The sequence below is a fragment of the Gallintestinimicrobium propionicum genome, assembly GCF_025567525.1.
GTDB lineage: Bacteria > Bacillota > Clostridia > Lachnospirales > Lachnospiraceae > Gallintestinimicrobium > Gallintestinimicrobium propionicum.
This window is the reverse complement of the sequence record NZ_JAOQJY010000032.1, coordinates 14137-32797: the sequence shown is the minus strand read 5'-3', so window position 1 is coordinate 32797 and position 18661 is coordinate 14137. Positions and strand designations below refer to the sequence as shown.

Below are 18661 nucleotides of genomic sequence, written 5' to 3'. Positions count from 1 at the left end.
AGCTGCCCACCGCCCAGCCTGTTCCCATGCTCCGCATGGCAGATGTGGAGCTGACGAGCGTGGATTGGCTATGGTTTCCCTATATCCCCTTTGGAAAGCTGACGATTATACAGGGCAACCCCGGCGAGGGCAAGACCTACTTTGCCATGCGTCTTGCGGCGGCTTGCACCAACCGAAAGCCTTTACCCGGTATGGAGACCCTTGAGCCTTTCAACATCATCTACCAGACCGCAGAGGACGGTCTGGGCGATACCGTCAAGCCCCGACTGATGGAAGCGGAAGCAGACCTTGAAAGAGTGCTTGTCATTGACGATAGGGACACACCGCTGACCCTTGCCGATGAGCGCATAGCAAGGGCAATCAGGGAAAACAACGCAAGGCTTGTTATCATTGACCCGGTACAGGCGTTTCTGGGCGCAGATGTGGACATGAACAGAGCAAACGAGGTGCGCCCGATATTCCGCAGTCTGGGAGACATTGCACAGGCTACCGGGTGCGCTATCGTGCTGATCGGACACCTGAACAAAGCCGCAGGAACGCAAAGCACCTACCGGGGATTGGGGTCTATCGACATTACGGCGGCAGTCCGCAGTCTGCTTTTTATCGGCAAGCTGAAGGACAGCCCCACAACGAGGGTGCTTATCCATGAGAAAAGCTCCCTTGCACCGCCCGGACAGTCCCTTGCATTTTCTCTGGGAGACGAGAAAGGCTTTGAGTGGATAGGGGCTTATGACATTACCGCTGACGAGCTTCTTGCCGGGACGGACACCGCCAAGACCGAGAGCAAGACCGCACAGGCGCAAATGCTCATTCTGGAACTGCTTGCGGACGGAAAGCGTATGCCGAGCGCAGAACTGGAAAAGGCAGTCAATGAGCGTGGGATTTCCTCACGCACCATGAGAACGGCAAAGAGCCGTATCGGGGACAGACTTGTGACCGAGAAAGACGGCACAGCATGGGTCTGCTATCTCCGAGACTGACAACAGGAACACGGCAAGCATGGCAAAGACGGCAAGGTTTTTATAGATACCTTAATGTTGCCGCCTTGCCTTGTTCCCTCATACCGACACCGCCCGATGATGAACAGTCACCGGGCATTTTTCATTTACAGGAGGATTTTGAATGAACAATACCGCAATCAACACCGCCACTTGCCCGACTGTCAGAAAGCAGATCGGCAAGACAACCTATATCGTCCGTGTCCATTTCAGCGAGACCGCAAAAGAGACGATGGAGGACAAAATCAAGCGTCTGCTCCGTGAGGAAGTCCGCAAAATGTGACTTCTTTTTGAATTTGATGAAAAAGTCCTTGACTTTTCGTCTCTGGAAAGACAGCAAAATCAATTCTGATTAGCTGTGGTGCGAGGTTGGCACCATTTGATATTAAGGAACTGCGTGACCTGACTTCTTATGATGAACTGGAGCTTGATACTTTGGGAGAGAAAAAGACAGCATTGTTTGTCATTATCTCGGATACCGATGCAACATTCAATTTTATCGTAAGTATCATGTATTCGCAGTTATTCAATCTGCTCTGTGACAAGGCAGATGATGTATATAATGGGAGACTGCCGATTCATGTCCAGTGCTTACTGGACGAATTTGCAAACATCGGGCAGATTCCACAGTTTGAGAAGCTGATTGCTACCATTCGTAGCAGGGAAATATCAGCTTCTATTATTTTGCAGTCAAAGTCACAGCTTAAGGCTCTGTACCGGGATAACGCTTCCACAATCGAAGGAAACTGCGACACAACCCTGTTTTTAGGAGGAAAAGAGAAAGATACTCTGAAAGATCTGGCAGAAATCCTTGGAAAAGAAACGATTGACCTTTATAATACCTCGGATACGAGAGGTACGAGCCAGTCCTACGGTCTGAATTATCAAAAGACCGGAAAAGATATGCCATACTTGTTGATGAAGAGTTCAGTTGCCTTGAATTTTACATGAACAGGGACACGATCAGCTGGATTCTGAAAAAGGTAGGATGTCTGTCAGAAATAACAGCATATCTTTTTTGAGCCACTCACTGGATTACCCAGCGGGTGGTTCTTTTATTAACGCTTCTGTCTGCCATTCCGGTTGGGAGGAATTGGGCTGCCCTTTCCCCGCATACTTTTAGTTCGTTTTGCTTTTTTGGATTTTCTGAGGATTCCCAAAAAGGCAGTAAATTCCGCAGAAGTCAGTTTCTCATAAGGAATTTCCATCTGGTCGCAGAAAACCTGAATAAAGGCTTCCTCTCCGCTGGTTCCCGTCTGCACAAGCTTTTCAAACTTTTGCCGGACTTCGGCTACGGTTTCCTGCCGTTCATCAGCGGTGGTAGCGTCGTTTGTGTGTGCTGTTTGGATGTCTTTTACGATCTTGTCAATGTCTTTATGGACGATGTGATTGAAATAATCCTCTCCGTCTATCTGTGCGACTTCAAGGGTTCGCATATAAAGGTCATCGTCTCCCGGCGCATAGCTTTCCATGACGCTCTGCCGGGCAGCTTCCAGTTCCAGATTCATCTGGCTGACACGCATACCGGCGATACGGTCAACGATAACGGTAATGTCCGTCATGAGCCGGGGAAAACCTTCATGGGTGGCAAGCTCGCAGAGCAGACGGTTGTTGATCCTGCCGCTTCTTAATAGCTCAATCATTTCATCGCTCAAATGGAGCGACTGGAGATCAGAATTAGGGATGGTCTTATTTTCCGACAGCCCCATCAGATAGTCGGTGGACACGCCGTAAAACTCTGCCAGCGTTGCAATCGCAAATGGGCTGATGTCCTTGTAGTCATCGCCCTCATATTTCCCCAGCGCCGACTTGGACAGGCCGGTTTGTTCTGCCAGCTGTTCCAGTGTCAGGTGCTTATCCACCACCCGCAGGTCTTTGAGCCGTTCCGGGATTGACAGTTTTGTGTACATCAAAGCACCCCCTCTCGTCAACATTTTTCAATATTTTTTTCATTATAGCACGTTTCCGAGAGCGTGGAAATATGCGGTTTTTGTGCGCTATTCCAACGTCTTGGACATACGGGAGCAGCCCCCTTTTTTCGGTAAACTGGTTCTTGTCAGGAGACACAGAACCTTGAAAATCGAATGACCGGCTGCAAGGGGTATGACCTCCGGGGAAGTGACGCGATAAAAGGGTTCCCGCAAAATCATGGATTTTGTGACGACGGGAGCGCACCAAAGAGGACAATACGCCGGGAGAAAATCCGGGCAGGAGCGGCTTGCAGACAGACCGGCAGATAGAAAAGTAAACCATGCGGGGCATACCGCACCGCAGCAAATGAATGGAGGTAGATCATTATGAAACTGAATATGAAGGAAAAGAAAATTCTTTACGCTTACGCCTGCCCCAGCCATCACAACACAGTGACAAGGCTGAAATGGCTGACAGCGCTGACCGTTGACCCGGAGGCTAAAGGGCAGATGCTTCATCTGACCAGGAAAATTGAGGCAGAGACAGACGAAAGCTGGTACGACAGCTTCTATCACTGCCTACGCATGGAGATGGATGAGTATTACCGGATCAAGCACCGCCTGCGTGTGCTGAAAGCAAACACCGATTATGAGGAGGAACTGTATGAGGAAGCTGTCTAAATATGAAAAAGAAACCATCATCAACTGGAACGAGGGCGAGAACATTGCCAGTATTTACACCTTCAACGCCAGCTTAAAACGCAGGCTGGAAGATTTCAGTAGGAAGTATCCGCTATTGTGTAGGTTGGAGCGCAGCACACCGGAAGGCAGCGCGACCTATGTGCTGGACAAATCCCGCCTTTCTATCCGGCTGGTGCCGCCGTACAGTGAAGAACGGCTGGCGGCTGCAAGGGAGTACGCAAAGGAACATGGCTTTCAAGTCATACAGACAGAAGAAAAAATTGCTTGAAATGAGGGCGATTTACCAAAAAATACCGGGTCTGCACCCAGTATTTTGAACGGTAATCCCCGCAGGCGTATTCCGTATCCACTTCCTGCGATTGGTGCAGATGTATGGATACGGAGCCGGAAAAGCTGGCGGACACCGTATCAGCGGTGGATGCCGGTTTTTCCGGTGCAGGAGTACAGAGGGATGCAATCCCTTTGTGGCTGGGTGCAGGGGCGGCAGCGCACTGCTGGGGTCAAGGGGCAACGCCCATTGGCAGGTTAAGGGCGGCAGCCATTATCGGGTCAAGGACGAAGTGCCTTGGCGGGTTGAGGGCGGCAGTCCCATCGGGTCAAGGGTGAAACGCCTTGCCCAGGGAAAGTTGATGCCTGCGTCAACTTGTACTGGGTATTACCTGACGCAAAATTCCGCAGGTTTGGCGGCTTCGCCGCCCTCCCCAGCCCGGAACAGCTTTGCAGGAAGGAGGAAAAATGTTTGAAATTAACAAGGCACAATGGGCGCTCCGGGAAGCATGGCACTTACAATCCCCGTCACAATGACCGCCGGTTCGATGTAGAAAACAGCGAACACATTGACGCTGAGCGTGCCAGACAAAATGTGTACTGGGACTGCTACCGGGGATTTACCACCCACGACTTTCGGGATAACCCGGAGCAGCCGGATTTCAGCTTTGAGGAAATTGAGCGGATGTATTACTACGAGCATTATGCCGACCATGTAAATGCCCAGAACGCCCGGAATGAGAAAACCCGGCATATTGAGCGCAACCGTACTGTGGATGACCTCTTGAAAAATAACAAGACCTGTCCGGAAGAAAGCATCTACCAGATCGGCACGATAGAGGAATCCGTCTCACCGGAAACGCTGGCGCTCATCGTCAGTGAATTTTATGAAGAATTTGAGCGCCGTTTCGGTTCTCATATCCACATTTTAGACTGGGCGCTCTATCTGGATGAGGGAACACCGCATATTCACGAGCGCCATGTGTTCGACTGTGAAAATCGGTATGGAGAATTGTGTCCCCAGCAGGAAAAGGCGCTGGAGGAACTGGGTATCCCTCTCCCAAAACCGGAGCAGCCCAAAGGAAAGCACAATAACCGGAAACAGACTTTCGATGCAGTCTGCCGGACAATCCTGTTTGACATTGCCAAACGGCATGGACTTCATCTGGAACAGGAGCCGTCCTATGGTGGGCGTGACTATCTGGAAAAGCAGGATTATATCCTGATGAAGCAGAAAGAACAGATGGCGGCGCAGGAGCAAAAGCTGGAAGAACTGACGCTCAAAATCGAGGATGTGGAGACGCTGTTGGAGGATGTTTCCGATGTGGCCTATGACAAGGCAGTGGAGGTCGTGACAGACAAGGTACGGGAACAGACCCAGCTTGAGGATTTGGAAGTGATCGAGAAATACCGAAAGAGCGTGGTATCCCCCAATGCAAAAAATTCGCCGGAAGTGGTGAAGATTGCAAATACCCTACTGGGAAGGGCACGGGAAAAATTACAGCAGTCCGCAGAAAAGATTCTCAAAAAGGTGCAGGCTGTGCTGCTGAAGCCGGAGGTCAAGCAGGCTGGCAAAGAGCAGATTAAGAAAAAAGCCAGAGAATCCATCAAAGAGAAGCTGGCGAAAGGCAAATTGGACGCTGACCGGAAGAACCGGGAGCGATGGGAACGTGAGGGGCGGATCGCCCCGACAAAAAAACAGGATATGGAGTTGTAAGGCATCTGATTTTCTGAGGAAACCGGGTGCCTTTTGTTTTGTTTGGAGGTGGGGAAATCGAATGTATTTGAAACAGTAAAGCAGTCTGTCACGACAAGACAGGCTGCGGAATTTTATGGGATTCCAGTAGGACGGAACGGGATGGCCTGTTGTCCTTTTCACGATGACAGACATCCCAGCATGAAGGTGGACAGGCGGTTCCATTGCTTTGCCTGTCAGGGGGACGGAGATGTGATTGATTTCACTTCCCGCCTCTTTGGACTGGGCAGTAAGGAAGCTGCCTTGAAGCTGGCAGAGGATTTCTCTGTCAGTCTTGACAGCAAAGGTCATGGTCCGCCACGAAAGACAATCATCAAAAGAAAAATCAGCGAGGAAGTGCGATACCGGCAGGCAGAGCAGAAATGTTTTCGGGTGCTGTGCGATTACCTGCGTCTGCTGGAACGCTGGAAAGAAGAATATGCTCCCAAACAGCCGGAGGATGACTGGCATCCCCTGTTTGTGGAGGCTCTGCACAGGCAGCCATATATCGAATATCTGCTGGATATTCTCCTGTCTGACAGCATAGAAGAACGTGCTTCCGTGGTTGCTGAGTATGGAAAAGAGGTGAAGAAAATTGAGCAGCGAATATCAGAATTTACCGCCAGCCACCCGGCAGGCTGTGATGAGCGCAGCCGAGGCCATAGCGCCGGAACAGAGCGCCCAAGATGTGCGGGAGAGCCTTTCTGTCACCGATAAGGGAAAAACCGCCAATACCATCGACAACTGCCGGATCGTGTTCTGCTGTGATCCGCTCCTGCGGGATGCTATCCGGTTAAATCTCCTGACCGACCGGGTGGACATTGTACGGGATTTGGGCTGGCGCAGGAACACCAGCGCCTTAACAGATACCGATGTGAAATATCTTCTCCTCTATTTTGAGCAGAACTACGAGCTGACCAGTGAGAAAAAGATCACAGCTGCACTTTCCATTGTAGCAAACGAAAATTGCTATCACCCGATTCAGGATGTGCTGAACAGCCTTGTCTGGGACGGGACACCCCGCATCCGTTCCTGCCTGCACCACTTTCTTGGCGCTGATGAAAGCGACTATGTGGAAGAAATGCTGAAACACTTCCTGCTGGGCGCTATCCGCCGGGTATTCCGTCCCGGTTCCAAATATGAGGAAATGCTCTGTCTGGTAGGCGGCCAAGGTGCCGGGAAGTCCACTTTCTTCCGCCTGCTGGCAATCCGGGACGAGTGGTTTTCCGATGACCTGAAAAAGCTGGACGATGACCGGGTGTTCCAGAAGCTGCAAGGCCACTGGATCATCGAGATGTCGGAAATGCTTGCCACCAGCAGCGCAAAGAGCATTGAAGAAATTCGCTCCTTTATCAGCCGACAGAAGGAAACCTACCGAACGCCTTATGAATCCCAGCCCAAAGACCGGCTTCGGCAGTGTGTGTTCGGTGGTTCCTCGAATACGCTGGACTTTCTGCCGCTGGATCGAGCCGGGAACCGGCGCTTTCTCCCAATCATGATTTACCCGGAGAATGCAGAGGTTCACATTTTGGAGGACGAGGACGCTTCCAGAGCGTATCTGTTGCAGGTATGGGCAGAAGCTATGAGCATTTACCACAGCGGCAAATATTCCATGAAATTCAGCAAGTCCATCCAGCGTCAACTGGTGGAGGTGCAGAAAGACTTCATGCCGGAGGACACCGAAGCCGGACAGATACAGGGATTTCTGGAACACTACACCGGAAACATGGTCTGCTCAAAACAGCTGTTCAAGGAGGCGCTAGGACATACCTTTGATGAGCCGAAGCGGTGGCAGCTCCACAATATCAATGAGATCATGAACACGGTCGTGACCGGTTGGAAGCCTTTTTCCAATCCCCGGATGTTTGCCGGATATGGCAGACAAAAGGGCTGGGAACGGGACACTTCCGGCAACGAACTACCCAGCAACGAAGGTGGATTTGTAGAACTGAGTGAAGAAGAATGCCGTCAGCTGGAACTTCCGCAGGAGTGGATCGCCTGACAAGGACGGTCTGTTGCCGGGATGGTTGCCGGGTTCGTTGCTGATAAATTTATGGTTTTGATATAGAAAAAGCCCGCAAGTAAAGGCTTTTTATGATCTATCTATGTTTTCGGCAACGAAAGCAACGAGATTTTATAAGAAAATTTGAAAAGTAAGAAATCAGGGTCAGACGATAGTTTACAGGTTTTTTGATGTCCGTTGCCGGACTTCGTTGCCGCAGCCACCGTCTGATCCCCTATTCTATGGAGGTAGCCTATGGAGAAAAACAAGAAGCAGAATAAAAAAGTCCAGTTTGTAGTGGTTCGTGAGTTTTTTGGGGACAAAACCATGCGAGAAGCCTTTGAGCAGCTGATCGAGCGTCAGACCTGCGAACACTTCGAGGAATGGTTGGAGCATCGGGAAATGGCACAGAAAGCGGCGTAAAGCAGTTGAATCATGGACAGGGACATGATATTATAATGGTATCGTGTCCCTGTTCATAGAAGGAGAACACTATGAGCAGGAAAAAACAAGTTAATCAGAAAATCACAGCCCTTTATTGCCGTATCTCTCTGGAGGATGGCGGCGATAATGAGAGCATGAGCATCAGCAACCAGAAACTTATGCTCCGGGACTTTGCCGAAAAAAACGGAATGTTCCAGTATGAGTATTATGTGGATGACGGTTATACAGGCCGCAATTTCAACCGCCCTTCTTTTCAGCGTATGATTGCCGATATTGAGGCGGGAAAGATCGGCTGCGTTATCACCAAAGACCTGTCCAGACTGGGCAGGAATTATATCGAAGCTGGCAGCTATATCGAAATCTTTTTCCCAAAACACAATGTACGCTATATTGCCATTACAGACGGAGTGGACAGCCTGACCCGTCAGGAAATGGACATTACGCCGTTTAAGAATATCCTGAACGATATGTACAGCCGGGATATTTCCAAAAAGGTGCTGGCAGGGCGTATGACCCGTTCCCGGCAGGGAAAGTTTTGTGGTGGGCAGCCGCCCCTCGGTTTGATGCGTGACCCGGAGGATAAGGGACATTTGATCCGTGACCCTGAGACAGCACCGGTAATCCGAAAAATCTATGATATGGCGCTGGATGGCTGGGGATGTATGCGGATTGCAAAGCAGCTCATGGATGATAAAGTCCCGATCACCAGAGTAAAAAGCAACACAGAATGTGATGTAAATTACTATTCATGGGGAAGTGCAAGAATCAGCCATATCCTGCGGAATCCCTTTTATAAGGGCGCACATCTGGTCTGCCGGACACATCAGAAAGGGATTCGTTCCAACACCTATGACATTATCCCTCGTGAGGACTGGGAAATTATCGAGGATTGCCATGAAGCAATCATCTCCCCGGAAGAATGGGAGCAGGTGCAGGAAATCATTGACCGCAGACCTACCATTATGAAAGGCAACTCCTGTCCCTTCTATAACCTGTTCCACGGTATCATTTACTGTGCTACCTGCGGAAAGTCCATGCAGGTGCGGTATGAAAAGGTGGGCAGAACCGGAAAAAACCGTTTTACCGGCGAGATGCGGGAGCCGATTGACAAGGCGTATTATATCTGCCAGACCTACAACCGGCTGGGCAAGAACGCCTGCACCAGCCATAAGATCGAGGCAAGGGATTTGTATGACCTTGTTCTGAAGGACATTCAGGAACTGGCGGCACAGGCTCTCAAAGATGCCGACGCATTTTATCAGCGACTGAGCAGCCGGATGGAGCGCCGGTATCTGATAGACGCTTCCCAGACGCAGAAAGAACGCCAGCGGCTGGAAGCCAGAAATCAGGAGATTGACGGGATGTTCCTGAGCCTTTACACCGATAAGGCTAAAGGGATACTGACCGAGCAGCGTTTTATGAAGCTGACGGCGGCGCTGGAACAGGAGCAGGAAGCCAACCAGAAGCGCCTGCAAGACCTGATGTTGATGATGCGACACTCTGACGAACAGGAAAGCGAAGTCCGCACCTTTATCCGGGAAATCCGGCGCTACGCCGCCATTGAAGAACTGGACGAGGCGGTGCTGAACCGGCTCATCAGCAAGATTCTGGTGGGTGAAGTCAAGAAGATTGACGGACAGAAAGTGCAGGAAGTCAGGATCATTTATAACTTTGTCGGAGAAATCCCGGAGATTACAGAATAATCAGTGATCCCCATCTCTCAATCAATGAGGGATGGGGATTTTTTCTTTGCCGTCGTCCGGCAGATGTTACATTAAATTTTCCAAAGTGGATTGCAATTATAATTCATTGATTGTTTCAGTAATTGCCATGTTTCGAATCCGCTTCGCTGGGGCATGAACCGCAAGAGCTGCGGCAGCAAATACGAATAGAATGATAAGGCAGAGCGTCATTCCTGGCAGATGCCATGTCATGCCAAAATAGCGTGTAATGAGTCGAGCGTACAGCATACGGCTCAGCAGCAGACCGGCAATACAGCCGACAATCAGCCCGGAAACAGCATAGGTAAAGGCTTCCGCAGCAACCATCCGAGTAAGCTGACTGCCATCCATTCCAATTGCACGCATGACGCCATACTGCTTTGTACGGGCAGAAACGCTCATCGAAATGCTGTTGACAATATTAAAAAGAGAAATCAGTCCAATAATCGCCAGAAAACCATATACGACAATTCTGGAAGCCAGATAGGTAGCAGCTTCCTGCGAATTACGCTCTCGCACATCCGATACAATGATCTCGTCTGTTGCAAGGTGGGCAATTTGCATTACAGTCTGCTCTGTTGCTGAATCGTTCAGCAAAACGCCGATCATATTATAGTTCTGCGCTCTGACCAGACGGTCAAATAGCGCCTGTGGGCAGATGACTGTAACATCATCCGGGAACATTCCCTCCGAAAAAGCCCCCACAATGGTAAGGTCTCTTCCGCTTATATAAACGGTATCTCCAACCTTCAACGGGTTGTTTTTATTATAGATCGTCATGACTTCGTTGCTGCTGGCTGCCTGATCGGCCATCCTGCCTGCTACAACGAGATCCCTGCTTTTTTCCATCATAAAATCATCGTAGGAACCCAGCACCACATGCTCTACATCTTTCTGCGGACTGCTGGCAGGAGTGTTGGTAAGGCCGGTTGCGCCCCAGACATACCCAACACCCGGAATCGCACGCAGCTGTTCTGCCATACTGCGGGACAATACCTGTTCGTTTCCGTACCCGTTCAAGAGAATATCCGGCTGCCACGGAGCTTGACCGGGCAAAAGCAAGCCGGCAAATTTAAGCAGTACAGAAGAGCAGAGCACCAAAACAATACTGAGTGCAAAAGAAGATGTCATTAAAAACAGGTTCTTTTTACCGGCAATGGCGTGATGGGCTCCCAACGACAACTCGATTTTTCCAAAGCTATAGTTTGAAGCATGACGCGAAGCGGAAAGATTCTCTCCCGTGCCGGAGACCGCCGCCACAGGTGAGACCCGTGCCGCCCGCCGCGCCGGTGACTCTGCCGCCAGCAGGACGGTCACGATACCGACCACGATGCCACTGACTAAACCTACAGGACTGATTTGAAAAACCGGTGTTGTGGAAAACTCGCCACCGATGCCATAATGCAGCGCCGCGCAAATGCTCCAGCTGGCAAGTGTGCCAAGCAGAACGCCTACGGGCACAGCCGTTTTGCACCAGTTAAGCGCTTCTAAACGGACAAATCGGATAATTTGAGATTTGCTCATGCCGATACAGCGCATCATTCCGAAGAACTGGATTCGTTGTGCCAGATTGCTGTTCATGCTGCCGGAGATCATCAGTACACCTGCCAGAAGAACCAGCACAAACAGAACTGCGGCAAGGCTGTAAACATTTTTTGCGGCGCTGCTATCGCTTTGTCCGGCGATAGCCATCACACCGGTGTTTTCTGAGACAGCATTTTCCGGCAGGTTATGCTGTGCCGTCAGTTCCGGGATTGCTTTAGCTGCCTTAGACGCGCTGGTAAACTGGACATAATATGACGTTTGAAGATTATGGACGTTGTTCTGCTCCATCAGCGCTGCAAATGCTGTGCGCGGCAGGTAGGCATCCATCAAAGAATATTGCCCGGAATAGTAGCTTTCCTCCACACCGCCCAAACCGGACACTGTAAAATCCCAGTCTCCGGACGGCGTACGTAGTGTAACAGTGTCCCCAACTGCAACTTGAAGGACACGCGCTGCATTGCTGCTGAGCATGATTTCGCCCATTCCCTGCGGAAAGCGTCCTTCGGCGGCACCAGTTGAATTCATTGTCAGATAGGATTCATCAATACCATAAAGTACAACCCTTTTTCCGTCCATGCGGTAGGGCAGTTCTCCGTCCGGGTTAAATATCGTAACTGCACCAATCGAAACCACATCATCCCGCTCCGCAATTTTCAGGGCTGTTTCTTGAGAAATGCCGTCCAACTCTATGTGCCAACTTCCGTTTTTGCCGGTCATTCGGTCGCTTTGGGTTCGAATCATCATATCCGCCACGCTAAAAATTGCTGTCACCAGAAATATCGAAATAATGACACACAGAATGGTCATCCGATTCTGCCGTTTCCGCACCTTTGCAGAGATCGGCACAAGGCTTAAATAGCTTTTCATTCCCGGCACCTCCCAAAATCGGTGAGGTTACCGTCCGATACCTGCAATACCCGGTCAGCCGTTTGCGCGATACTACGGTTGTGGGTAATCATAATAATCGTCTGCTCATACTTTTTGGATGCTTCTTTCAGCAGGGCAATGACCTCGCTGCTGTTCTGGGTGTCCAGATTGCCGGTCGGCTCGTCAGCCAGGATCAGGGCTGGCCGGGTAATGAGCGCACGGCCAATCGCCACACGCTGCTGCTGTCCGCCGGAGAGCTGGCTGGGCAGATGGTTCCGGCGCTCTTTCAGGTTCAGTACCGCAAGAAGTTCTTCCAGATATTTCTTATCCGGCTTCTGGTAGTCCAGCAGCACCGGGAAGATGATGTTCTGCTCCACCGTTAACTCCGGCACAAGGTTAAACGCCTGAAAGATAAAGCCAATGTTCCTGCGGCGGAATACCGTCAGCTTGCGCTCGTCCATGGCAAAAATGTCCTTACCGTCGATCAGCACCTTGCCGGTCGTGGGCGTGTCCAGCGCGCCGATCATGTTCAGCAGCGTACTTTTGCCGGAACCGGATTCCCCCACGACGGCCACATATTCCCCCTTGGGAACGGAAAAACTGACATCCTTCAAAGCCTTGACTGCGGTTTCTCCGCTGCCATAGGTCTTACAAATGTTTTTGACCTCTAATAAATTCATTGTGCATATACCTCTTTCTTCATGTTTTGCGAAATAGGCGGGCTGCTTTTGTTTTTCCTGCCTATGAGGAAAGGATAGCACCGAAATATTACTGTAACCCTACACTCAGCCTACAATTTTGTAGGAATTAAAAAATTCATGGTGAAGGTCGTGCCTTTTCCAAGTTCACTGTCCACCTCAATCGTGCCGCTATGGGCTTCCACGATGGTCTTTGCCAGCGGCAGGCCCAGCCCGATGCCCTGCTTGTCCTGGGAAAAGCGGCTGCGGTAGAACCGCTTGAAAATATGGTGCAGGTCCTCCGGATGGATGCCGCAGCCGTTGTCCTTTACGGCGATCTGAACGGCATTGGGCAGAGCTTTCCATGTAATATGAACCGCGTCGCCGCTCTCCGTATGGTCGAGGGCGTTTTTCACGATGTTGTCAATGGCCTCGGTCAGCCAGTCGCGGTCGCAGAAAAGAAGGACCTCCTCCGGGCCGGACAGGACAAGTTCTTTATGCTCCTGTTTGGCCCGGTATGCGAAATGCAGCTCAACATCCCGCAGCATATCCGCCACATTCTCTGTGGTCTTTTCCAACACAATGGCCCCGGCATCCAGTTTTGTAATCTTGAGCAAGTTTTGCACCAATATTTCAATGCGATCAAGTTCCTGTTCGGATAAATCAGTAAATTCTTTTACCGCACTCAATTCCATATCCCCGTCTTGAAGCAAACCATTATAAATATTCAAAGCAGCCAGCGGTGTTTTCAGTTGGTGGGAAATATCAGAGATTGTATTTTTCAAAAATTCCTTTTCCCGGAGTTCGTTATCTGCGTGAGCATTTAAGACAGCGGCCATAGAATTAACAGTATGAAACAACCGATATAGCTCGCCTTCCTCATCACATTCAATACGGGCATTGTGATCGCCGTCAAGATACGCTTGAAGCTGTGATACCGCCTGTTCCATGACTTGATTTTGCTTTTTGAAATAAGAACAACCCACCGCCAATATCGCTCCTCCTGCCAATACGAAAACAAGCAATAGGAACAAAGAAAACCGCTGATAGCACAACCATAAGAACCCTTGTGTCAACAGAAGGGAGGCTACCCAAATAACGGATACTGCAAGAAACAATTTTTTGATTTCTTTGTTTGCAAATATTTTCATAGGACACCTCACCCAATCACATTCCATTTGTATCCCATTCCCCGAACTGTCAGGAGCATTTGCGGTTCACTCGGATTATCCTCGATCTTTATACGCAGCCGCCTCATATATACGGTAAGGGTACTGCTGTCAATATAATTCCCATCGCAGTCCCATAGCTTATCTAAAATTTGTTCTTTGGTAAGTACCATGTTCGGGTTTCTCATAAACAGACACAGCAACTTATATTCTGCGGCAGTCAAATCTAATAGCTTTCCATTCTTAAACGCCTGCCCTTGCAGCAAAAGCACTTTCATTCCGTTGGATTCCAGTTGTGTATCTGCGGAGCTGAAATCTTTTGCCCGACGAAGCAGTGCATTTACTCTGGATACTAACACTCCCAGCTTAAACGGTTTTGTAATATAATCATCTCCACCAATGTCCAAACCCATGATAATGTCCATTTCTTCATCTGCCGCCGTCAAAAAAATGATGGGGACTTTGGAAACTTGCCGCACCTTTTTGCAAAATTCAAATCCGGTGCCATCCGGCAGGGATACATCAAGCACCAGCAAATCATATTTTCCATCCACCCACAAACTATCTGCTTCTTTGAGGGTTCTGGCAACAACTAATTCAAATCCTTGTTTTTTGAACGCAAAAGAAAGCCCGTTAATCAGGCTCAAATCATCTTCAAGAAGTAATATATTACTCACGCTTTTGCTCCTTTCCTTGTTTTGTCCGCCCATCAATCGGCTTCTCCGCAGTTTTAGGGATTAGCCAAACACCAGCCATTTTTACAGCGCCGGGGATACGCCCTCCAGCGCAATAATAATTTACTCTACGAGGTGTCACGCCCCACTTCTCAGCGGCCTCTTTCAATGTCATATAATCCATTTCGCACCTCCATCGAGTATATTATAGTTCTGCGTTTCGAACAATGCAAGGCAGAAAACATGAATAAGAAAAGGACAAGCACTATGAAAGACTGCTTTCTTTGATAGTGCTTGTCCTTTTTTGAATTTACCACTTGACATTGTGGCAAAGAGCTGATGAGTCAGGACGAGATTGCAGTCATGGATGGCAGCAAATGTATCATGCAGCTTAGAGGTGTGAGACCATTTTTCTCAGATAAATTTGATATAACGAAGCATAAGCAGTACCCGCTGTTATCCGATTATGACAAAAAGAATGAATTTGACATTGAAAAATACGTCAAGAACCGGAATAAACTGCGTTTTAAGCAGAATGATATGGTGGATGAGGTATGCGATGTCGGAGAAATTGCTGAGTAACTTCTGGTCACAATGTCCAGAAGTGACCTTACAACTAAATATTGGAACTATTGTTATGGGAGTTTTTCTGAAAAATCACAAATCAGAACAGCTCCCTTTTTTATTTCATTTTTCAAGAAAAAGGAGACAAACAAATGGGCTTTTTTACAACATCAGTAACAGGACTTAAAACAGTAGTAACCGCTATCGGCGCAGGTGTAGGTGTGTGGGGAGTTATCAATCTTCTCGAAGGATATGGAAACGATAATCCCGGTGCAAATGCTCATGTACGGTAGAGAAGCACAAAGCAAAACAAGGATAGCCAGCCCTGCCACTATTCCGAAGTCAGGGGAACGCAATAGAAAAATTCATAGCTGTATGCTATACTTAATTAGCATTTGAACATATCAAGCTGACACAGCAATCTCTTTACTTGCCGTTAATGCGCGTCTACCAATAGTCCGCACAAAGCAAGAGTAGCGTAAAGGTATAAAAATTTCAAACTTCTTTGTAACGAAATTCCGATTTCTCCGTCTAACCTATGAAGCTGAAGGAGGTGATGACAAGTATGGACTATGAAAAACTCTATAAAGCCTACTATTTACAGGTATACTCGTATACTATTTCTCTTGCCAAAAATCGTGAGATAGCAGAGGAAATCACGCAGAACACATTCTATAAGGCTGTTTCTACAACATCACAATTCAAAGGTAAGTCAGATGAATTGACATGGCTCTGCTCCATAGCAAAAAATCTTTACCATGATGAAATGCGAAGCCGTCAGCGAGTAGCTGATGTGAGTGAAATCAATGACTTGCCATCAAATGAAAATGTTGAGAACTCAGTTGCAGATTCTGACATGGCGTTCCGCATACACCTCGTTCTTCACCGTTTGGAAGAACCATACAAAGAAGTCTTTCAGCTTCGCGTATTCGGGGAACTATCTTTTTCACAAATCGCTGCAATTTTTGGAAAAACAGAATCATGGGCGAGAGTTACTTATCATCGTGCAAAGCTAAAAATTCAAGAAAGGATGGATGAAAAGCATGAGTAAACAATGCGATATTGTTCGAGATATTCTTCCGCTGTATGTTGACGATGCTTGCAGCGAAGCAAGCGCAGAGATGGTAAAAGAGCATTTGAACGCCTGTGCTGACTGTAACGCAATTTATCAGAAATTGCTTTCTCACACGAGCGAAGATGTTCTTCACGAAGAAAGCGAAAGCGTTATTATGCGCCATGAGGCAAAAGAAAAGCAGAGAGGCAGAAAAAAGATAACGATTGCTGTTCTCGTTTCCATCGCTCTTTGTATCATTGCAATTTTTACAGCTCTCTTTCTGTTACCTATAAACATTGCTTATGAGCCTGTCAAAATCGACTTCCCATTTGAGGTTGAAGATGTCGAAAACGTTGAAATGTACCACTATGACGGAGTGCCTGCATCAGCAGAAAAGAAAGTAGTTGTTGCTGAAAATGATATAAAGACCCTGTATGATAAGTTCAAGGGCTTATCCCTAAAAGACAAAACGACTGAGGAAACTGCCGGAGCAGATGTGACCAGCTTTAGATTTAACCTCTCAGATGGAACAAGCTACGATTTGATTTACGCCTGCTATGGGGTTAAAAACGGCGAATTGAAGTCAGCAGCAGGCGGTTTTAAGTATTTCACAAGTGCGGATATCGGCTCTTATTGGAACAATTTGAATACGGAACTTGAGGCAATTCCTATCAATGAGAGTGAATTGCCGTGAGCAGATAGCAAACCCAGCCGAGCCTGTCAACGGTCAAGATGAACGGCGCAAATGCGCCGCCGTTGACAGCCCCGCCCGTCTTTGCTGTTCGGTAATCAAGAGGGCGACAGCACAAGATGCTGCCGCCCTCTGCCATTATTCAGAAAGGGGGATTTTCCATGACCGAACACGAAAAGTATCAAGAACATATCCGGCATACACACGATGCCTTTTGCAAGACTGTTATTCGCCACGCTGCCATAGACGCAGCCCGGAGCATACGGAGCCGCCGCAAGCGGGAAATCTCGCTTGAATATCTGATAGAAGAAAAACACTATCCATTCAGTACCACAGATAAATACTTTGCGGAGCAATCCGGCATGACCAGCTATCCGCTTTTCGTCTGTGGTCAGATGGTGCTTTTGGAAAGTCCAGAGCTTGCCGCAGCCCTGTCCGCACTATCACAGATGGAACAGGAAATCATTTTCTTGTACTACTTCCAACGATTGACGCATAGGGAGATTGGACGGAGATATGGACGGGCTGGCAACACAACCGGGCGGCGTATTCAGATGATTTTACGGCGGCTACGGGCAGAGTTGGAGGGTTTGTCCTATGAGCCAGCTACTTCCCTATGAGACAATCGTTAAGGCAAGCGAGGGCGACCCGGAAGCTGTTGCCGCCGTCCTATCCCATTATGCGGGATATGTCCGCTCTTGTGCGAAAATGGACGGACAGATTAACACGGATATGCAGGAGCATATCGTCAGGCAACTGATAGAAAGCCTGTTGAAGTTCCGCTTTGACCGCTAAACAGAAAAGTTGTATAATTAGAGCCTGACAAATTAAACTTCAATGAGGGTAGAGCAAATGGAACAGATTATCAATTATAGAGACATACCCACAGATAAAAGGATTGACATATTAAATGCTCTTGAGCGAATAGGTTTTTTTCCGGCATACGGCGGCGTGAGAACAATGCAGCAAATTATGGAAAAGTCAGTTCCAGGTTCAGGCCCACAATTCTATTTCGTTTTCCGTGAAAATGAGTTGATAGGGTACAATTTTCTCATTGGGGACACTAAGAAATATAAAGCGTTCCCATGGCTTGCTATTAGCAATATGGATGAGCAGAAGTTGACTGTTTGTGAAGAACTGATGAAAATACAAATTGCCTTTTTTGAAGAACTCGGAATGCAAAAGATAGCAGATCATTGCGTTAGGATTATGGAAGATTACAGAAAAGGAATTGGAAAGCGGAAAGAAAGCGATTGCAGATAAATTCCATTTGAAAAACGGCTGACAATTTAATACCGCCGCCCATCACAGCGGCAGATAAGCAGTAAATCTTGAAAAGGTTTACTGCTTTTTTTGCGCCCATTTTCAAAAATCTTTGGCAAACCACACCGCCGGATTGTTGTAGGGAGCAGACAGGGAAAATAAAAAAATTTTCGCTGCGTTTGCCAAAACGCCCCCTTTTCACCGTTGTAGTGGTGAACAGCGGGCAGAACACGCCGCCGCAATCGCTATATTGGTGGAGCAAGCCAGTATATCCGCAAACCAGAGCCGCCGAGGAAAGCGGTAGTTTTTTAGAGCGAGGAAAGCGGTAGTTTTTTAGAGCAAGATTCTACCACGGTGCCAAAATCCGCATATCTGCGG

23 protein-coding genes and 2 pseudogenes are annotated in these 18661 nt (G+C 48.5%); 19 read left to right on the top strand and 6 right to left on the bottom strand.

Going from position 1 to position 18661, the window contains the following annotated elements:
• From OCV62_RS17015 to OCV62_RS17005, 3 genes and pseudogenes are all read left to right on the top strand, one after another.
• On the top strand, positions 1–980 hold a 980-nt coding region (locus tag OCV62_RS17015; RefSeq protein ID WP_262588149.1), incomplete at its 5' end, for an AAA family ATPase.
• A gap of 142 nt (positions 981–1122) precedes the next feature.
• On the top strand, positions 1123–1281 hold the full coding sequence (locus tag OCV62_RS17010; RefSeq protein ID WP_262588147.1) for a transposon-encoded TnpW family protein: 159 nt from the start codon (positions 1123–1125) through the stop codon (positions 1279–1281).
• A gap of 41 nt (positions 1282–1322) precedes the next feature.
• Positions 1323–1904, top strand: a pseudogene (locus OCV62_RS17005) (VirD4-like conjugal transfer protein, CD1115 family); the annotation flags it as partial.
• 152 nt (positions 1905–2056) lie between these two features.
• On the opposite strand, the gene OCV62_RS17000 reads toward OCV62_RS17005, so the two are convergent.
• Positions 2057–2908 (bottom strand): helix-turn-helix domain-containing protein, encoded by an 852-nt coding sequence (locus OCV62_RS17000; RefSeq protein ID WP_013976927.1) that lies wholly within the window; start codon positions 2906–2908, stop codon positions 2057–2059.
• 387 nt (positions 2909–3295) lie between these two features.
• Between OCV62_RS17000 and OCV62_RS16995 the strand changes: the two genes are divergently transcribed.
• From OCV62_RS16995 to OCV62_RS16960, 8 genes are all read left to right on the top strand, one after another.
• Positions 3296–3589 carry a hypothetical protein gene (locus tag OCV62_RS16995; RefSeq protein ID WP_013976928.1) on the top strand — a complete coding sequence of 98 codons (294 nt, stop codon included), beginning with the start codon at positions 3296–3298 and terminating at the stop codon, positions 3587–3589.
• Positions 3573–3878 (top strand): hypothetical protein, encoded by a 306-nt coding sequence (locus OCV62_RS16990; protein ID WP_013976929.1) that lies wholly within the window; start codon positions 3573–3575, stop codon positions 3876–3878. Before OCV62_RS16995 ends, OCV62_RS16990 begins: the two co-directional genes overlap by 17 nt.
• Positions 3879–3982: 104 nt before the next feature.
• A complete protein-coding gene (locus OCV62_RS16985) occupies positions 3983–4216 on the top strand; it encodes a hypothetical protein (protein WP_041727632.1) in 234 nt (77 codons plus the stop codon).
• 133 nt (positions 4217–4349) lie between these two features.
• Entirely contained in the window at positions 4350–5594 is a 1245-nt protein-coding gene (locus tag OCV62_RS16980; RefSeq protein WP_262588141.1) for a serine/arginine repetitive matrix protein 2, read from the top strand.
• A 42-nt stretch (positions 5595–5636) separates the two neighbouring features.
• A complete protein-coding gene (locus OCV62_RS16975; protein ID WP_330667450.1) occupies positions 5637–6329 on the top strand; it encodes a CHC2 zinc finger domain-containing protein in 693 nt (230 codons plus the stop codon).
• The gene (locus OCV62_RS16970; protein WP_262588139.1) at positions 6256–7614 is read left to right on the top strand and encodes a virulence-associated E family protein; all 1359 of its coding nucleotides are present in this window, start codon (positions 6256–6258) and stop codon (positions 7612–7614) included. The genes OCV62_RS16975 and OCV62_RS16970 overlap by 74 nt, the downstream gene beginning before the upstream one ends.
• 255 nt (positions 7615–7869) lie before the next feature.
• A complete protein-coding gene (locus OCV62_RS16965; RefSeq protein WP_262588137.1) occupies positions 7870–8037 on the top strand; it encodes a hypothetical protein in 168 nt (55 codons plus the stop codon).
• Between the two features lie 71 nt (positions 8038–8108).
• Positions 8109–9761 (top strand): recombinase family protein, encoded by a 1653-nt coding sequence (locus OCV62_RS16960; protein ID WP_262588135.1) that lies wholly within the window; start codon positions 8109–8111, stop codon positions 9759–9761.
• A 96-nt stretch (positions 9762–9857) separates the two neighbouring features.
• On the opposite strand, the gene OCV62_RS16955 is transcribed toward OCV62_RS16960, so the two are convergent.
• The 5 genes from OCV62_RS16955 to OCV62_RS16935 form a co-directional block, all read right to left on the bottom strand.
• Entirely contained in the window at positions 9858–12191 is a 2334-nt protein-coding gene (locus OCV62_RS16955; protein WP_262588133.1) for an ABC transporter permease, read from the bottom strand.
• The gene (locus OCV62_RS16950; protein ID WP_013976936.1) at positions 12188–12871 is read right to left on the bottom strand and encodes an ABC transporter ATP-binding protein; all 684 of its coding nucleotides are present in this window, start codon (positions 12869–12871) and stop codon (positions 12188–12190) included. Before OCV62_RS16950 ends, OCV62_RS16955 begins: the two co-directional genes overlap by 4 nt.
• Positions 12872–12981: 110 nt before the next feature.
• The gene (locus OCV62_RS16945; protein ID WP_262588130.1) at positions 12982–14019 is read right to left on the bottom strand and encodes a sensor histidine kinase; all 1038 of its coding nucleotides are present in this window, start codon (positions 14017–14019) and stop codon (positions 12982–12984) included.
• Positions 14020–14027: 8 nt separating this feature from the next.
• Entirely contained in the window at positions 14028–14714 is a 687-nt protein-coding gene (locus OCV62_RS16940; protein WP_262588128.1) for a response regulator transcription factor, read from the bottom strand.
• Positions 14707–14895: a helix-turn-helix domain-containing protein gene (locus tag OCV62_RS16935; protein ID WP_262588126.1), complete on the bottom strand. Its 189-nt coding sequence runs from the start codon at positions 14893–14895 to the stop codon at positions 14707–14709. The genes OCV62_RS16940 and OCV62_RS16935 overlap by 8 nt, the downstream gene beginning before the upstream one ends.
• Positions 14896–15038: 143 nt before the next feature.
• Here OCV62_RS16935 and OCV62_RS16930 point away from each other — a divergent pair.
• From OCV62_RS16930 to OCV62_RS16895, 8 genes and pseudogenes are all read left to right on the top strand, one after another.
• Positions 15039–15293: pseudogene (locus OCV62_RS16930) on the top strand (VirD4-like conjugal transfer protein, CD1115 family); the annotation flags it as partial.
• A 134-nt stretch (positions 15294–15427) separates the two neighbouring features.
• Positions 15428–15568 carry a Maff2 family mobile element protein gene (locus OCV62_RS16925; RefSeq protein ID WP_002594237.1) on the top strand — a complete coding sequence of 47 codons (141 nt, stop codon included), beginning with the start codon at positions 15428–15430 and terminating at the stop codon, positions 15566–15568.
• A 272-nt stretch (positions 15569–15840) separates the two neighbouring features.
• Positions 15841–16326 (top strand): RNA polymerase sigma factor, encoded by a 486-nt coding sequence (locus tag OCV62_RS16920; protein ID WP_008818014.1) that lies wholly within the window; start codon positions 15841–15843, stop codon positions 16324–16326.
• Complete coding sequence (locus OCV62_RS16915; protein ID WP_015527904.1) at positions 16319–17023, top strand: zf-HC2 domain-containing protein; 705 nt, start codon at positions 16319–16321, stop codon at positions 17021–17023. Before OCV62_RS16920 ends, OCV62_RS16915 begins: the two co-directional genes overlap by 8 nt.
• Before the next feature lie 158 nt (positions 17024–17181).
• Positions 17182–17640 (top strand): RNA polymerase sigma factor, encoded by a 459-nt coding sequence (locus tag OCV62_RS16910; RefSeq protein WP_023921375.1) that lies wholly within the window; start codon positions 17182–17184, stop codon positions 17638–17640.
• On the top strand, positions 17618–17815 hold the full coding sequence (locus OCV62_RS16905; protein ID WP_005921293.1) for a helix-turn-helix domain-containing protein: 198 nt from the start codon (positions 17618–17620) through the stop codon (positions 17813–17815). The genes OCV62_RS16910 and OCV62_RS16905 overlap by 23 nt, the downstream gene beginning before the upstream one ends.
• Before the next feature lie 57 nt (positions 17816–17872).
• Complete coding sequence (locus OCV62_RS16900) at positions 17873–18283, top strand: hypothetical protein (RefSeq protein ID WP_015527903.1); 411 nt, start codon at positions 17873–17875, stop codon at positions 18281–18283.
• 68 nt (positions 18284–18351) lie between these two features.
• Positions 18352–18612 carry a hypothetical protein gene (locus tag OCV62_RS16895; protein ID WP_262588124.1) on the top strand — a complete coding sequence of 87 codons (261 nt, stop codon included), beginning with the start codon at positions 18352–18354 and terminating at the stop codon, positions 18610–18612.
• The last annotated feature ends 49 nt before the right edge of the window (positions 18613–18661 follow it).

Coding starts and splice junctions, on each gene's coding strand:
- OCV62_RS17010 (WP_262588147.1), top strand. CDS start 1,123: ATGAACAATACCGCAATCAACACCGCCACTTGCCCGACTGTCAGAAAG.
- OCV62_RS17000 (WP_013976927.1), bottom strand. CDS start 2,908: ATGTACACAAAACTGTCAATCCCGGAACGGCTCAAAGACCTGCGGGTG.
- OCV62_RS16995 (WP_013976928.1), top strand. CDS start 3,296: ATGAAACTGAATATGAAGGAAAAGAAAATTCTTTACGCTTACGCCTGC.
- OCV62_RS16990 (WP_013976929.1), top strand. CDS start 3,573: ATGAGGAAGCTGTCTAAATATGAAAAAGAAACCATCATCAACTGGAAC.
- OCV62_RS16985 (WP_041727632.1), top strand. CDS start 3,983: ATGGATACGGAGCCGGAAAAGCTGGCGGACACCGTATCAGCGGTGGAT.
- OCV62_RS16970 (WP_262588139.1), top strand. CDS start 6,256: ATGAGCGCAGCCGAGGCCATAGCGCCGGAACAGAGCGCCCAAGATGTG.
- OCV62_RS16965 (WP_262588137.1), top strand. CDS start 7,870: ATGGAGAAAAACAAGAAGCAGAATAAAAAAGTCCAGTTTGTAGTGGTT.
- OCV62_RS16960 (WP_262588135.1), top strand. CDS start 8,109: ATGAGCAGGAAAAAACAAGTTAATCAGAAAATCACAGCCCTTTATTGC.
- OCV62_RS16955 (WP_262588133.1), bottom strand. CDS start 12,191: ATGAAAAGCTATTTAAGCCTTGTGCCGATCTCTGCAAAGGTGCGGAAA.
- OCV62_RS16950 (WP_013976936.1), bottom strand. CDS start 12,871: ATGAATTTATTAGAGGTCAAAAACATTTGTAAGACCTATGGCAGCGGA.
- OCV62_RS16945 (WP_262588130.1), bottom strand. CDS start 14,019: ATGAAAATATTTGCAAACAAAGAAATCAAAAAATTGTTTCTTGCAGTA.
- OCV62_RS16935 (WP_262588126.1), bottom strand. CDS start 14,895: ATGGATTATATGACATTGAAAGAGGCCGCTGAGAAGTGGGGCGTGACA.
- OCV62_RS16925 (WP_002594237.1), top strand. CDS start 15,428: ATGGGCTTTTTTACAACATCAGTAACAGGACTTAAAACAGTAGTAACC.
- OCV62_RS16920 (WP_008818014.1), top strand. CDS start 15,841: ATGGACTATGAAAAACTCTATAAAGCCTACTATTTACAGGTATACTCG.
- OCV62_RS16915 (WP_015527904.1), top strand. CDS start 16,319: ATGAGTAAACAATGCGATATTGTTCGAGATATTCTTCCGCTGTATGTT.
- OCV62_RS16910 (WP_023921375.1), top strand. CDS start 17,182: ATGACCGAACACGAAAAGTATCAAGAACATATCCGGCATACACACGAT.
- OCV62_RS16905 (WP_005921293.1), top strand. CDS start 17,618: ATGAGCCAGCTACTTCCCTATGAGACAATCGTTAAGGCAAGCGAGGGC.
- OCV62_RS16900 (WP_015527903.1), top strand. CDS start 17,873: ATGGAACAGATTATCAATTATAGAGACATACCCACAGATAAAAGGATT.